The organism is Sphingomonas sp. OK281 (assembly GCF_900115295.1).
Classification (GTDB): domain Bacteria; phylum Pseudomonadota; class Alphaproteobacteria; order Sphingomonadales; family Sphingomonadaceae; genus Sphingomonas.
The window spans coordinates 457,172-470,386 of record NZ_FOVZ01000003.1 but is presented as its reverse complement, the minus strand read 5'-3'; the positions used below and the strand labels follow the sequence as shown (position 1 = coordinate 470,386).

The 13,215-nt window shown below is 65.3% G+C and carries 12 protein-coding genes and 1 tRNA gene; 4 read left to right on the top strand and 9 right to left on the bottom strand.

The features are described 5' to 3' along the window. Window positions 1–12: 12 nt before the first annotated feature. The 5 genes from BM244_RS13740 to cysS all read right to left on the bottom strand — a co-directional run bounded on the left by BM244_RS13740 (window position 13) and on the right by cysS (window position 5,855). On the bottom strand, window positions 13–1,449 hold the full coding sequence (locus BM244_RS13740; protein ID WP_093399458.1) for an NAD-dependent succinate-semialdehyde dehydrogenase: 1,437 nt from the start codon (window positions 1,447–1,449) through the stop codon (window positions 13–15). 187 nt (window positions 1,450–1,636) lie between these two features. Further along, a tRNA-Glu gene (locus tag BM244_RS13735) sits at window positions 1,637–1,711 on the bottom strand. Between the two features lie 84 nt (window positions 1,712–1,795). Beyond that, entirely contained in the window at window positions 1,796–3,169 is a 1,374-nt protein-coding gene (locus BM244_RS13730; RefSeq protein WP_093399457.1) for a class II 3-deoxy-7-phosphoheptulonate synthase, read from the bottom strand. Window positions 3,170–3,267: 98 nt separating this feature from the next. Continuing rightward, entirely contained in the window at window positions 3,268–4,206 is a 939-nt protein-coding gene (locus BM244_RS13725) for a D-2-hydroxyacid dehydrogenase (protein ID WP_093399456.1), read from the bottom strand. Window positions 4,207–4,421: 215 nt separating this feature from the next. Continuing rightward, on the bottom strand, window positions 4,422–5,855 hold the full coding sequence (gene cysS / locus BM244_RS13720; RefSeq protein ID WP_093399455.1) for a cysteine--tRNA ligase: 1,434 nt from the start codon (window positions 5,853–5,855) through the stop codon (window positions 4,422–4,424). Window positions 5,856–6,033: 178 nt separating this feature from the next. On the opposite strand from cysS, the gene rpsU reads away from it, so the two are divergent. Together rpsU and BM244_RS13710 are read left to right on the top strand one after the other, a co-directional pair. Continuing rightward, window positions 6,034–6,240, top strand: coding sequence for a 30S ribosomal protein S21 (rpsU, locus tag BM244_RS13715; protein ID WP_055878578.1), 207 nt, complete (start codon window positions 6,034–6,036; stop codon window positions 6,238–6,240). Between the two features lie 129 nt (window positions 6,241–6,369). After that, on the top strand, window positions 6,370–6,966 hold the full coding sequence (locus BM244_RS13710) for an FKBP-type peptidyl-prolyl cis-trans isomerase (RefSeq protein WP_093399454.1): 597 nt from the start codon (window positions 6,370–6,372) through the stop codon (window positions 6,964–6,966). Between the two features lie 411 nt (window positions 6,967–7,377). Here the strand turns inward: BM244_RS13710 and BM244_RS13705 are convergent, their stop codons facing one another. Beyond that, the gene (locus tag BM244_RS13705) at window positions 7,378–7,611 is read right to left on the bottom strand and encodes a hypothetical protein (protein ID WP_175518201.1); all 234 of its coding nucleotides are present in this window, start codon (window positions 7,609–7,611) and stop codon (window positions 7,378–7,380) included. 221 nt (window positions 7,612–7,832) lie between these two features. Next, window positions 7,833–8,609, bottom strand: a complete 777-nt coding sequence (locus tag BM244_RS13700; RefSeq protein WP_093399453.1) for a metallophosphoesterase family protein — start codon at window positions 8,607–8,609, stop codon at window positions 7,833–7,835. 163 nt (window positions 8,610–8,772) lie between these two features. Between BM244_RS13700 and BM244_RS13695 the strand changes: the two genes are divergently transcribed. Beyond that, window positions 8,773–9,780, top strand: coding sequence for a M48 family metallopeptidase (locus BM244_RS13695; RefSeq protein WP_093399452.1), 1,008 nt, complete (start codon window positions 8,773–8,775; stop codon window positions 9,778–9,780). On the opposite strand, the gene wecC is transcribed toward BM244_RS13695, so the two are convergent. Both wecC and wecB read right to left on the bottom strand, forming a co-directional pair. Then, complete coding sequence (gene wecC / locus BM244_RS13690; protein WP_093399451.1) at window positions 9,737–11,056, bottom strand: UDP-N-acetyl-D-mannosamine dehydrogenase; 1,320 nt, start codon at window positions 11,054–11,056, stop codon at window positions 9,737–9,739. The two genes, BM244_RS13695 and wecC, sit on opposite strands and share 44 nt — an antisense overlap. Then, a complete protein-coding gene (gene wecB, locus BM244_RS13685; RefSeq protein WP_093399450.1) occupies window positions 11,040–12,188 on the bottom strand; it encodes a non-hydrolyzing UDP-N-acetylglucosamine 2-epimerase in 1,149 nt (382 codons plus the stop codon). The genes wecC and wecB overlap by 17 nt, the downstream gene beginning before the upstream one ends. 125 nt (window positions 12,189–12,313) lie before the next feature. Between wecB and galU the strand changes: the two genes are divergently transcribed. Continuing rightward, window positions 12,314–13,186, top strand: coding sequence for a UTP--glucose-1-phosphate uridylyltransferase GalU (gene galU / locus BM244_RS13680; RefSeq protein ID WP_093399449.1), 873 nt, complete (start codon window positions 12,314–12,316; stop codon window positions 13,184–13,186). The last annotated feature ends 29 nt before the right edge of the window (window positions 13,187–13,215 follow it).

Below are 13,215 nucleotides of genomic sequence, written 5' to 3'. Positions count from 1 at the left end.
GCAATGCCGCGATCAGCTGATGTGCACGGCCTTGGTGACGAGATGTGCGGCGATGCCCTGGGGGCCGTCCTCCGAGCCGTGGCCGCTGTCCTTCACGCCGCCGAACGGGCTGTCGGGATAGCTCAGGCGGACGGTGTTGATGCCGACCATCCCGGCCTCGATCGCGTCACCGAGCAGGTTCTGGCGACGGCCATTCTCGGTGAAGCAATAGGCGGCGAGGCCGAACGGCAGGCGATTGGCTTCGGCGATCGCATCCTCGTCGCTGCCGAACCGGCTGAGCAGCGCGACCGGGCCGAATGGTTCCTCGTTCATCGCGCGCGCGGAGAGCGGCACGTCGGACAGGACAGTGGGCTGGAAGAAGAACCCGCCCTGGCCGCCATACTCCCCACCTGCCAACAGCTTCGCGCCGTGACTGGTCGCATCGCCGACCAGTTCGGCGATCGCGTCGGGGCGGCGGGCATTGGCCATCGGACCCATCTGGCTCGACGAATCCATCCCGTCGCCGACCTTCAGGCCGCGCGTCCGTTCGGCAAAGCCGGCAGCGAAGCGGTCATAGATGCCGTCCTGCACGTGGAAGCGGGTCGGCGCGACGCAGACCTGACCGGCGTTGCGGAACTTGTGCGCGACCAGCGTGTCGAGCGTCTTGTCGAGGTCGCAGTCGTCGAACACCAGCACCGGGCCATGACCACCGAGCTCCATGGTCGTGCGCATCATCGTGTCGGCGGCCAGCTTCATCAGCGCCTTGCCGACCGGGACCGAACCGGTGAAGCTCAGCTTCCGCGTGATCGGCGAGGCGAGCAGATGGCGCGAGACCATGTCGGGCACGCCGAATACGCATTGCGCGACGTCGCCGGGCAGACCGGCATCCTGGAAACACTTCAGCACCTCGACCGCGCTGCCCGCGGTTTCCTCCGACGGCTTGATGATGATCGAGCAGCCTGCCGCGAGCGCAGGCGCGATCTTGCGCACGACGTTCATGATCGGGAAGTTCCAGGCACAGAACGCGGCGACCGGGCCGACCGGCTGATGCAGGACGAGGCTGCGCGTACCCGATGGGCGCGGCAGGACGCGACCATAGACGCGCAGGCCCTCGGCGGCGTGGAAATCGAGCAGCGCGGCGGCGAAGGCGACTTCGCCCTTGGCCTCGGCCTGGATCTTGCCCTGTTCGAGCGTGGCGATGCGGGCGATGTGATCGGCACGCTCACGCAGGAGTTGCGCGGTTCGCGTCAGGATCGCAGCGCGCTGTTCCGGCGGCGTTGCACGCCAGGCGACGAAGCCGCGCTGCGTCGCTTCGAGTGCGCGGTCGAGATCAGCAGCACTGGCGAGCGGTAACGCGGCCTGTCCCGCTCCCGTCGCCGGATTGAGCACGTCACGCGTATCGCGACCGTCGCCGTTCAGCCATTCGCCGGCAATATAGAGCCCGAGTTTGGTATCGTAGGTCGCAGTCATGCCGTCTCTCCGAATAATGCGTCGATCGAACCGTCGGGGTCATATCGTCGCGGTATGGCGCCACTGTAACCGTTTGGCAGAAATTCGGGAGATGATCGTGTGGCGATCGACGGACATGCAGCACAGGTCACGGCTAATATAGCCGCAGTTTGGCGGCGATCGATCGAGACTGCGCGGCGTGAAGTGCTGGTGACCCCTACGAGAATCGAACTCGTGCTTACGCCGTGAGAGGGCGTCGTCCTAACCGCTAGACGAAGGGGCCGTTAGCAGATGCGGGCGTCTACGGAATGGGGTGGCAGGCGTCAAGACGCTTGCCGAACATTCCTAAACGCCCGCCATATTTTCTTCAGGCGGCGACCTTCTTGCGCTCGGCCATTTCCTCGTTGAGCATCTCGGCCAGCAGGAAGGCGAGTTCGAGGCTTTGGCTGGCGTTGAGGCGCGGATCGCAGTGCGTGTGGTAGCGATCGGCCAGCGATTGCTCGGTCACGTCGATCGCGCCGCCGGTGCACTCCGTCACGTTCTGGCCGGTCATCTCGGCGTGGATGCCGCCGGCGTGCGTGCCTTCCGCGCGGTGGACCGCGAAGAAGCCGCGGACTTCGGCGAGGATGCGGTCGAACGGGCGCGTCTTGTAGCCGTTGGCGGCCTTGACGACGTTGCCGTGCATCGGATCGCAGCTCCACACCACCGGATGGCCCTCGCGCGTGACGGCCCGGACTAGGCGGGGCAGGTTCGCTTCGATCTTGTCATAGCCATAGCGCGTAATCAGCGTCATCCGGCCAGGGACGCGACCAGGGTTGAGCGTGTCGAGCATCCGCAACAATGCGTCGGGCTCCAGGCTCGGGCCACATTTGATGCCGATCGGGTTGCCGATGCCGCGGAGGTATTCGACGTGGCTCGACCCCTCGAACCGCGTGCGATCGCCGATCCACAGGAAGTGCGCACTGGTGTCGTACCAGTCGCCGGTCAGCGAATCCTGACGCGTCAGCGCCTGCTCGTACTGGAGCAGCAACGCCTCGTGGCTGGTATAGAAATGCGTCTGCGCGAGCTGCGGCACGGTCTCGGGGTCGATACCACAGGCGGCCATGAACTCGAGCGCCTCGCCGATCCGGTCCGCGGTCTCGGCGTATTTCTTCGACCAGGGGCTGCGGCCCATGAAGTCGTGCGTCCAGCGGTGGACCTGGTGCAGGTTCGCGTAGCCGCCCTGTGCGAACGCGCGCAGCAGGTTGAGCGTGGCGGCCGACTGCGAATAGGCACGGATCATCCGCTGCGGGTCGGGCGCGCGCGACTCCGCGTTGAAGGCGATGTCGTTGACGTTGTCACCGCGGTACGACGGCAGCTCGACGCCGCCGATCGTCTCGGTATCGGTCGAGCGCGGCTTGGCGAACTGCCCCGCCATGCGGCCGAGTTTCACGACCGGGAGTTTCGAGGCGAAGGTGAGTACAACGGCCATTTGCAGGATGACGCGGAACGTGTCGCGGATGTTGTTCGCGCTATGCTCGGCGAAGGACTCGGCGCAATCGCCGCCCTGGAGCAGGAACGCCTTGCCGGCTGCGACTTCGGCGAGACTGGCGGTCAGGTTGCGGGCTTCACCGGCGAAGACGAGCGGCGGGAACGTCGCAAGCTGGTCGGTCGCGGCGGTCAGCGCTGCGGCGTCGGGATAGGTAGGAAGCTGTCGTGCTTCGTGACGCGTCCAGCTGTCGGGGGCCCAGTTCGCGGCCATATCATGTCGTCCGATTGATGAATTGTGAGGCTGGCCATGCGGGAAAACGCCTTTTCGCGCAATGAAGTAAAGCTTTCGGGCAGGTGTGGCGGCTGGTTTCAATAGCCCGCGTCGAGGTCCGCGACGTTCTTCATCGGGGTACCGGCAAGGAACGCGGCGAGGTTTTCGCGGAACAGAGCTGCCCCTCGTGCGAACATCGTCGTCTGGCTGCGGCCCGACAAATGCATCGTCACGATCGCGTTCGGCGTCGACCATAGCGGGTGCTCGGGCGGCAAGGGCTCGGGGTTGGTCGGGTCGAGGACCGCGCCGGCGATGATGCCCTTGGTCAGCGCGGCGATCAGCGCATCGTCGTCGATCATGTCGCCGCGAGCGATGTTGATCAGCCAGGCGGACGGCTTCATCCCCGCAAGTTCGTCGCCGCCGATCATCGCCTGCGTGGCGCCGGTCGAGGGGGCGGCGAGGACGACCCAGTCGAACTCGCCGAGCCGATCGCGCCATGCATCCGGGCCGATCGTCCCGTCGCGGCCCGTGCGGGTTACGCCGGTCACGTCCACGCCGAACGCGGCCAGCCGGTCACCGATCATCGTGCCGATCGTGCCATAGCCGATGACGAGCGCCTTGCTGCCGGCAAGTTCGACCTTGCCGGGCGCGTCCTTCAGCCATTCGTGGCGGTCCTGCGCGCGCACGACGGTATCGAAGCGCTTGGCGGCGACGAGCACCGCCATGACGGCATATTCGGCGACCGCGACGGCATTGATGCCCGCACCGTTGGTCAGCGTGACGCCATTGTCGCGCAACGTGTCGAGCGGAAACGCGTCGAGCCCTGCGTAGATCGTCGAGACCCATTTCAGCTTAGGGCCGGCGTGGCGGATCGCGTCGGCGACGAGTTCGGTCGGCTGCATGTCGACCCAGGCGATGTCCGCGTCGGCGATCATCGCGTTGGCTTCAGCGGGTCTGGCGAACCAAGCGGTTTCGAGGTCCGCGGGGAGATGCGGTTCGAGGAGCGGACGGGCGGCGGCGGGGAGGACGGCTTTCATGATGCGAACATCGGCGCGCGGCGGGGCAAGTCAAGTTTGCGGACGGGTGGTATCGCGGATGGGATCGGCTTGCGCGTTCCGATGCGTTCTCACGCTCCCATGATCTTCCCGTCATCTCCCCGCAGGCGGGGATCCATATGCTCCAAGATCCGCGATCTTAGCGCTAGGCTTGCCAGTATGGGTTCCCGCCTACGCGGGAATGACGGCCGACACGCCTATACTGCCACGATCTTCCAGTCCCAGCCGAGCGAGTCGCCGTCCATCACTTCGACGCCGGCCGCCGCCAGCTCGTCGCGGATCGAGTCCGAACGCTCGAAGTCCTTTGCGGCGCGTGCGTCGCGGCGGTCCGAGAGGCGTGTCGCGATCGTGGCTTCGTCGATCGTCGCGGTTGCCGGGCGGATGCGCAGGTCCTCGCGGCCGATCGTCGCGAGATCGAGCCCCAGCACTGCGTCGAAATCGTCCAGCGCGGCGATCCGGTCCGCCGGCGCGACTCGCTTGTCGGCAAGCAGTTCGTCGAGAATCGGCAGCGCGCGCGGCGTGGCGAGATCGTCCGACACGGCGTCCTCGAGCCGATCGGCATAGGCATGCGCGCTGCCCGACGGGCCGCCGGGCTCGCGGGCACGCAAGGTCTCGACCGCCTGCACCATCCGCTTCAGGCGAATCGCTGCCGCTGCGAGGTTCTCCCACGAGAATTCGAGCTCGCTGCGATAGTGCGCCTGAAGGCACATGAGGCGGTAGGCGAGGGGGTGGAAGCCGCGGTCGACGATCGTCTGCATCGTCGTGAACTGGCCGGTCGACTTCGACATCTTGCCCGCACGCTCGACCAGGAAGTTGTTGTGCATCCAGACGCTCGCACCGGTATCCGCGCAATCGCAATGCGCCTGATTCTGCGCAATCTCGTTGGGATGGTGGATCTCGCGGTGGTCGATCCCGCCGGTGTGGATGTCAAAATGCGCGCCGAGATAGTGCTTGCTCATCACCGAGCATTCGAGGTGCCAGCCGGGCGCGCCGCGACCCCAGGGCGAATCCCATTCCATCTGGCGGTTCTCGCCCGGCGCCGAGGTGCGCCAGATCGCGAAATCCTGTGGGTTGCGCTTGCCGGCTACGGGCTCGATCCGGCTTTCGACATCGTCGTTGCCGGCACGCGCGAGGCGCCCGTAGTCGGGCACCGTCGACACGTCGAAATACAGCCCGCTGTCGAGCGCGTAGCAATGCTTCGGCGCGATCTGTTCGGCGAACGCGATCATCTCGGCGATATGATCGGTCGCGACTGCCCAGCGCGCCGGTGGCACAATGTTGAGGCGCGCGACGTCACGCTTGAACACGTCGGTATAGTAAGCCGCGATCTCCCAGATCGAACGCCCTTGCGCGGCGGCCGCCTTCTCCATCTTGTCGTCGCCGACATCGGCGTCGGATGTCAGGTGTCCGACATCGGTGATGTTGATGATGTGAGTCGTCGGCCACCCCTTCCACCGGAGCACGCGGCCCAGCGTGTCGGCGAACAGGAAGGCACGCATGTTGCCGATATGCTGGTAGTTATAGACGGTCGGCCCGCAGGTGTAGAGCCCGACATCGGTCGGATCGATCGGCCGGAACGTCTCGAGCTGGCGCGTGAGGCTGTTATACAGTGTCAGGGGGATGCGGGTCATGCCGCTGCTCTTAGCGACGCATTGGCCCTGCCGCAAAGGCAGCAAAGTCGTGGGCAGACTTGTCGGCATCACCGGTTTGGCTTGAAACCCCTGCACTCCCCTGATAGGGGCCCCAGTTCATGCGGCGCGGACCTATTCGCGACGGCAAAAATCTATTCGACCGGAGCTTAACGGGTTTATGCAGATCATCGTACGCGACAACAACGTCGACCAGGCCCTTCGCGCGCTCAAGAAGAAGCTGCAGCGCGAAGGCGTATATCGCGAGATGAAGTTGCGCCGGCATTACGAAAAGCCGTCCGAGAAGCGTGCACGTGAGCGTGCAGCGGCGATTCGTCGTTCGCGCAAGCTCGATCGCAAGCGCGCAGAGCGCGACGGCGCACGGTAAGATTTGGTCGGCCAGCCCGGTGAACGGGTAGGCCGATAGTTTCGGGGGGTGTCGTGATCGGCGCCCCCGTTTGCTTTCCAACGGCACGCGCGGCGCTCCGGCGTGACCAGATGACCGGGGCCTGATCCGATGTCGACCGTCACCGCAGTGCCGCTGCAGCCCACCAAGCGCAGCTACCTCGTTTATCTCTGGGTCGGTATCGCGCTCGCGCTGATCGCCGCCGTCGCGCTCGCGCGGCAGGGTGACGATCCGCTCGCACGCAATGCGCGTGCACGCGGCGTGGTGGTGACCGCGTCGGGGCTTCAGTACAAGGTGATCGCGCCTGGCAAGCCGGGTGCGGCAAAGCCGACCGACGCGGACGTCGCGCTGGTCAACTACGAGGGCAAGCTGCTCAACGGCACGACCTTCGACAAGTCGCAGCAACCGACGCCGATGCCCGTCACCGGCGTGGTCCCCGGTTTCTCAGAAGCGCTGAAGTTGATGCCGAAGGGGTCGAAGTACCGCTTCTGGATGAAGCCAGCGCTTGGCTATGGCGACAAGGCTAACGGTCCGATCCCGGCGAATTCGACGCTGGTGTTCGACGTCGAGTTGCTCGACTTCCTGCCGCAGAGCGTGGTGCAGCAGATGCAGGCGCAGGCCCAGATGAGCCGTGGCGCGCCTGGTGCTATGCCGGGTGGTGCCCAGGGCGGCATGCCGGGCGGTGCCCCGGGCCAGCCCCAGCCGTAACACGACGGGGCGCGATACGAGCCGACGTCGCTCGTATCCTCCTACGGTCGAGACATGCAACGCGCCCGCGGTTCGCCGCCGGGCGCGTTTTGCGTTTGGTGGGCAGGGCGCGGTTCGGTGGTGCCGTTCGGCGTGCGAGCATGATGTCCGCTCCGAGTCCGTCGTCCTGACGGCAGGTACCAGCGGGGGATGTGCTCGATGCCCAGTCCATTGCGGACCTCGCACGCCAACCTCGGTTGCCGCGGGGAAGGGGGGCGGCATCGCCAGGCGTCCGGGGTTCCCGAGGGGAAGAATGATCGCCCCAAAGTCGGTACCGGGCGATTCGCCCATGTTCGGATCGGCGCAGGCCCAGGACAATAGACAAAAAAATAGCGGCCCGAAGGCCGCTATTCTCGAACCAAGTCGTAAGACTTAGTTGCTGTCCGAATCGTCGTCGTTGTCTGCAACGATGACGATACCAGCGACAACTGCTGCTGCTGCGAGGATCGCAACGATGATGCCACCGCCAGCGAGCTCGTTCTTGTCAGCCGAAACCGAACCCGAACGAACCGACTTAGCAACCGACATGTTTGCCGGTGCTGCCACGGCCGGAGCAACTGCCATCGTGGCTGCTGCTGCGGTCAGAAGATACTTCCCAAGACGCATGATGAACTCCCTTTGTGCTCGTCATCTCAGGCAATGGCATAAAACCTTACCCAAGGCAACCAAGGCCTGTTTGTAACAATGCGAAGCGTTCCGCACTGTTGCGGTAGTGCAACGCAACTTCCGCATCCGTACTATAACGTCCGGTTCGTACGATAAAAGCATAAGGCCTCGGATTGGGCCAGATTCACGATGATCAGGATCAGCGATCAGGATCAGCCCCGTCAGACTCGGACGGCGGTACCGGTCTGCAACGTCCAGGTCTCACCCCGTTCGATCCCGAGCGCGGTCAGCCGCCCCGACGCGTAGGCGCCGGTATCGATCCCGATCCGGTGGCCGCGACGCTCGATCTCGTCGGTCATCGTGTGACCATGGACGATAGTCTTCTCGAGTGCCGTCCGGTGATCGAGGAACGGGTCGCGAATCCAGCGAAGGTCGGCCGTACGCTGTAGGTCGAGCGGCGTGTCCGGACGCACGCCCGCATGGACGAACGCGTAATCGCCGATGACGATCATGTCTTCGAAGCCGTTCAGGAAATCGCGATGCTCGTCCGGCACGAGCGTTTCGAGACGGTGGACGAGTTCCTCGTAATCGAGTCGTTCGTATTCCGCGGCGTCCATGCCGTAACTCAATACCGTTTCCCGGCCGCCGATACGACAGAACAGGCGAAGCGCCTTCGGCTCGCCGTCGAGCGCGCCGAGGAAGATCTCTTCGTGGTTGCCGAGAAGGAAGCGCACGTCGGGGCGTGCGGCGCGCAGGGTGCGAAGCCGATCGATCACGGCGGCGGAAGCCGGACCGCGATCGACGATATCACCCAGGAAAATCAGCGTCGTCTCTGCCGGTCCACGGGTATGCTCGTCCGCTTCGATCATCGCGATCAGTTCGTCCAGCAGATCCGCGCGACCATGGATATCGCCTACCGCGTAGACGCGACGGCCGTCCGGAATCTGAGGCTGGTTGATCTTGGCAACGGTACGTGACTTGAAAAGCTTTGAAATCATGATGCTATCGATGAAGGGGGCAAGATGTACGGAGGCTGATCAAACATCGGCTGGTCAACGCGATTGATCGCGAAAGGTCGCATAGAGTTTAACGCGACGAGCCGCAACGCGCCTGCGTTCGTGCGAGGAGACGCCGCCCGCCTGTGCGGTTAAGGAGCGTGCCATGTCCACGATCGCTCGCCTCCTCCCTCTCGCGCTGCTCGCTGCGGCCGCTCCCCCCGCCGAAGCGGCGCGCGCCGACGATGGGTTGTCGCCGGCATTCTTCGAGACGTTGCGAACCGCCGACCTGCGCATGGCGACGATCGCGTATCGGTTGACGACCGCCAACGCGGCGCTGTGCGACCAGCTTCAGCCGCAACTCGGCATGCCGATCCACGCGCTGACCCAATACGGCCCGGCCGCGCGCGGGCGGGCGGCGGTTGCGTTCGGGTTCGCATCGACCGTCGGCGTCGAGGCTGTCGTGGCAAACGGACCGGCCGATCGGGCGGGCGTTCGCGCCAATGATTCGATCGCTGCGATCAACGACGTCGCGCAGCCGCCGCTGCCCGATTCGACCACACCGGAAGGTGCCGCGGCGCGCGACGCAGCGGAGGCCGTGATTGTACGATCGCCGCTGGAACGGCCGGTACGCCTGACGATCCTTCGCGGCGGACGGCGGTTGTCGATCATGGTCAAACCGGTCACCGGCTGTCGTTCGCGGTTCGAGATCCTGCTCGGCAGCGGCCTGGGAGCGACCGCGGACGGCGCGATCGTCCAGATCGGCGAGCGATTCTTCGACGGATATACCGACGAAGAGATCGCCGTCGTCGTCTCGCACGAACTCGCGCACAACATCCTGCGCCACCGCGAAAGGCTCGACGCGGCGAAGATCAACCGGGGCCTGCTGGCGGAACTCGGTCGCAACGGCCGCCTGATCCGCGAGACGGAGGACCAGGCCGACCTGCTCGGCATCTATCTGCTGGCGAACGCGGGGTATGATCCGATGGCCGCGCCCAGGTTCTGGCGTCAGAAAGGTGGCAATATCGACGGCGGACTGTTCCGCAGTCGTACCCATGCCTCGTCCAAGGCGCGGGCCGACGTGCTCGAAGCCGCCGCGCGAGAAATCGCGGCGACCCCAACGCGGCCGATCATCCCGCCAGTCTTAGCGACTCGTGACGTGCCGTTGCGCTAACCGCGGGGAGCGAGGCACGCGGCTGATCCGGCCAGATGCCGCGCGTGTCGAGCACCGCCTTGTCGGCGCGCTCCTCGAGCGGGATCGACTTGAAGACATCGTGGTCGACCAGCACGATCATGATCGAACACGTCTCGATCGCGGTATCGACGTCGATCAGCGTCGCGCCGGTATCCGCCAGCACGGCCGGCAGTGTCTGCGCATAGGGCTCGACGATCCGCACCCGGTCGCCGAACTGGTCCGCCACGGCTTGGGCGACCTTGAGCGCCGGGCTCTCGCGGAAATCGTCGATGTTCGCCTTGAAGGCCAGGCCCAGGCACGCGACCGTTGCACCCGGCGACGCTTCGACGAGGGCGGCGACCTGCGCGATGACGTGGTCGGTCTTGCCGTCGTTGACCTCCCGCGCGGTGCGGATCAGCGGGGTCTGGTCGGGCGCCGCATGGACCAGGAACCACGGATCGACCGCGATGCAATGTCCGCCGACGCCGGGGCCGGGCTGGAGGATGTTGACGCGCGGATGACGGTTGGCGAGGCGGATCACCTCCCACACGTCGACGCCCATCGTGTCGGCGATCAGCGACAATTCGTTGGCGAACGCGATGTTGACGTCGCGGAACGCGTTCTCGGTGAGCTTGGTCATTTCCGCCGCGCGTGCGGTCGTGGTCACGCAGGCACCGCGCACGAAGCGGCGGTAGAAGGTCAAGGCCTTGCGCGCGCACCGCGGGGTGATCCCGCCGATGACCCGGTCGTTGTCGATCAGCTCGACCAGAATGCGGCCGGGCAGCACGCGCTCTGGGCAATAGGCGATCGCGATGTCGGCCTGGTCGCCGGTCTTGCCCGGTACGCGCAGGTCGGGGCGCAAGCTCGCCAGCAGATCGCGGACCTTCTCGGTGGTGCCGACCGGGGACGTCGATTCGAGAATGATCGTATCACCGGTCTTGAGCACCGACGCGATCGTGGTCGCGGCATCGAGGACATAGCGGATATTGGGGGCGTGATCGGAATCGAACGGGGTCGGCACCGCGATCACGAAGACGTCCGCAGGCTCGATCGCGGTCGAAGCGCGCAGCGTGCCGCGTGCGACGACGCCGGAGACGAGACCGTCGAGATCGACTTCCTCGATATGCACGCGGCCAGAATTGACGGTCTCAACGACCGATTCGGTCACGTCGACGCCGAGCACCTGCGCGCCGGTCCGCGCGATGATCGCTGCGGTGGGGAGCCCGATATAGCCGAGCCCGAGCACGACGACGTTGAGGTTAGTATCCGACAGCATGCCCGGCGCCCTTTGCGAGTGTTTCTGCGATGGTCTTTGCGATCCTACCCGCGGCATGGCCGTCCCCGAACGGATTATGGGCGCGGGCCATCGCGGCATATACCGCGGAGTCATCCAGCAACGTAAAGATTTCCGATACGATTCGGTCCTCGTCGGTGCCGATCAGCTTGGCGGTGCCGGCCGCCACGCCCTCGGGCCGCTCGGTTGTCTCGCGCATCACCAGCACCGGCTTGCCGAGCGCCGGTGCCTCCTCCTGCACGCCGCCCGAATCGGTCAGGACGATCTCCGCCATGCCCAGCGCGCGGACGAAATGCGGGTAGTCGAGCGGTTCGATCCTGGCGACGTTCGCGCGGTCGCCCAGGATCGCGTCCATCACCGAGACGACGTTGGGGTTGGGGTGGACGGGGAACAGCACCGCGACGTCGTCGCGTTCCGCGATCCGGCCGATCGCGCGAGCAATGGCCGCCATCCCGTCGCCGAAATTCTCACGCCGGTGCGTGGTGACCAGGACGATGCGCTGGCCGGCGAAACGCGCCGCGATGGCGTCGAGACCCGCTGCGAGTGTCGGGTCCGCCGCAACGCGGTCCGCGGTCCAGTGCAGCGCGTCGATTACCGTGTTGCCGGTGACATGGATCGTGGCCTCGGCGATCGTCTCGCGGCGCAGAGCGTTCGCGGCGGTGTCGGTCGGTGCGAAATGCAGCGCGGCGATCGGCGCGACGATGCGGCGGTTCACCTCCTCGGGCCAGGGCTGGTAGATGTCGCCCGACCGCAGTCCCGCCTCGACATGCGCGACCGGCACCTTGCGGTAATAGGCGGCGAGCGCGCCGGTCATCGCGGTCGCGGTATCGCCCTGAACCATCACGAGATCGGGCTTCTCCGCGTCCATGACTTCGCCGAGACCCGTGAGCAGTCGCGCAGTCAGGCGATCGAGAGTCTGGCCCGGCTCCATCAGGTCGAGATCGATGTCCGGCACGAGATCGGCGATCGCGAGCACCTGATCGAGCAAACCGCGATGTTGTGCCGTAACGCAGGTGCGGACGACCAGACCGGGGGTCGCGGCCAAGGCGCGAATAACCGGAAACAATTTGATCGCTTCTGGACGTGTACCGAAGATGACGAGAATCTTTGACATGACAACGTCCTAACCCAACGCCTTTAATGACGCGCTAATGGACTGCACCGAATTGACCGCCTGTGGCATTTGCATGGGTGAGCGTCGGCCGGTAGACGACACAGCGAGAATACAGGGAGTTTCGAATGACGATAAAGCCGCTGCGCAAGGCCGTGTTTCCGGTCGCTGGACTGGGCACGCGCTTCCTTCCGGCAACCAAGGCCATGCCGAAGGAAATGCTCACCGTCGTCGACAAGCCGCTGATACAATATGTCGTTGAAGAAGCGCTCGAAGCGGGCATCGAGCAGATGATCTTCGTCACAGGGCGCAACAAGGGTGCGCTCGAGGATCATTTCGACATTTCGTACGAACTCGAAGACACGATGCGCGCGCGCGGCAAGTCGCTCGATGCGATCAGCCATATCCGGATGAAGCCGGGCTCGCCCGTCTACGTCCGGCAGCAGGAGCCGCTCGGTCTCGGCCATGCCGTGTGGTGCGCCCGCGAGATCGTCGGCGACGAGCCGTTCGCGGTCTTGCTTCCCGATGAACTGATGGTCGGCAAGCCCGGCTTCCTGAAGCAGATGGTCGAGGCCTATAACCAGGTCGGCGGCAACGTGATCGGTGCACTCGAAGTGCCGGATTCGGAAACGGACAAATACGGCATCATCTCGCCGGGCGCGATCGATGGTCGGCTGACCGAGGTCACGGCGCTGGTCGAGAAGCCCAAGAGCGGCACTGCGCCGTCGAACCTGATGATCCCCGGCCGCTACATCCTTCAGCCCGAGATCATGAAAATCTTGGAGACGCAGGAAAAAGGCGCGGGTGGCGAAATCCAGCTGACCGACGCGATGGCGCAGATGATCGGCACCCAGCCGTTTCACGGGTTCACGTTCGACGGTCAGCGCTATGATTGCGGCGACAAGGCGGGTTACATTCAGGCGAACCTGGCGATCGCGCTGGCCCGCGACGACATCGGGCCGGGTATTCGCGAGTTTGCGACAAGGCTGCTGGCCGACTGAGGCGTCGGATTGCGCAGCGCGATCGCTGC

Excerpts from the sequence above, each read along its gene's own strand:
- BM244_RS13740 (WP_093399458.1), bottom strand. The coding sequence starts at position 1,449 with ATGACTGCGACCTACGATACCAAACTCGGGCTCTATATTGCCGGCGAA.
- BM244_RS13730 (WP_093399457.1), bottom strand. The coding sequence starts at position 3,169 with ATGGCCGCGAACTGGGCCCCCGACAGCTGGACGCGTCACGAAGCACGA.
- BM244_RS13725 (WP_093399456.1), bottom strand. The coding sequence starts at position 4,206 with ATGAAAGCCGTCCTCCCCGCCGCCGCCCGTCCGCTCCTCGAACCGCAT.
- cysS (WP_093399455.1), bottom strand. The coding sequence starts at position 5,855 with ATGACCCGCATCCCCCTGACACTGTATAACAGCCTCACGCGCCAGCTC.
- rpsU (WP_055878578.1), top strand. The coding sequence starts at position 6,034 with ATGCAGATCATCGTACGCGACAACAACGTCGACCAGGCCCTTCGCGCG.
- BM244_RS13710 (WP_093399454.1), top strand. The coding sequence starts at position 6,370 with ATGTCGACCGTCACCGCAGTGCCGCTGCAGCCCACCAAGCGCAGCTAC.
- BM244_RS13705 (WP_175518201.1), bottom strand. The coding sequence starts at position 7,611 with ATGCGTCTTGGGAAGTATCTTCTGACCGCAGCAGCAGCCACGATGGCA.
- BM244_RS13700 (WP_093399453.1), bottom strand. The coding sequence starts at position 8,609 with ATGATTTCAAAGCTTTTCAAGTCACGTACCGTTGCCAAGATCAACCAG.
- BM244_RS13695 (WP_093399452.1), top strand. The coding sequence starts at position 8,773 with ATGTCCACGATCGCTCGCCTCCTCCCTCTCGCGCTGCTCGCTGCGGCC.
- wecC (WP_093399451.1), bottom strand. The coding sequence starts at position 11,056 with ATGCTGTCGGATACTAACCTCAACGTCGTCGTGCTCGGGCTCGGCTAT.
- wecB (WP_093399450.1), bottom strand. The coding sequence starts at position 12,188 with ATGTCAAAGATTCTCGTCATCTTCGGTACACGTCCAGAAGCGATCAAA.
- galU (WP_093399449.1), top strand. The coding sequence starts at position 12,314 with ATGACGATAAAGCCGCTGCGCAAGGCCGTGTTTCCGGTCGCTGGACTG.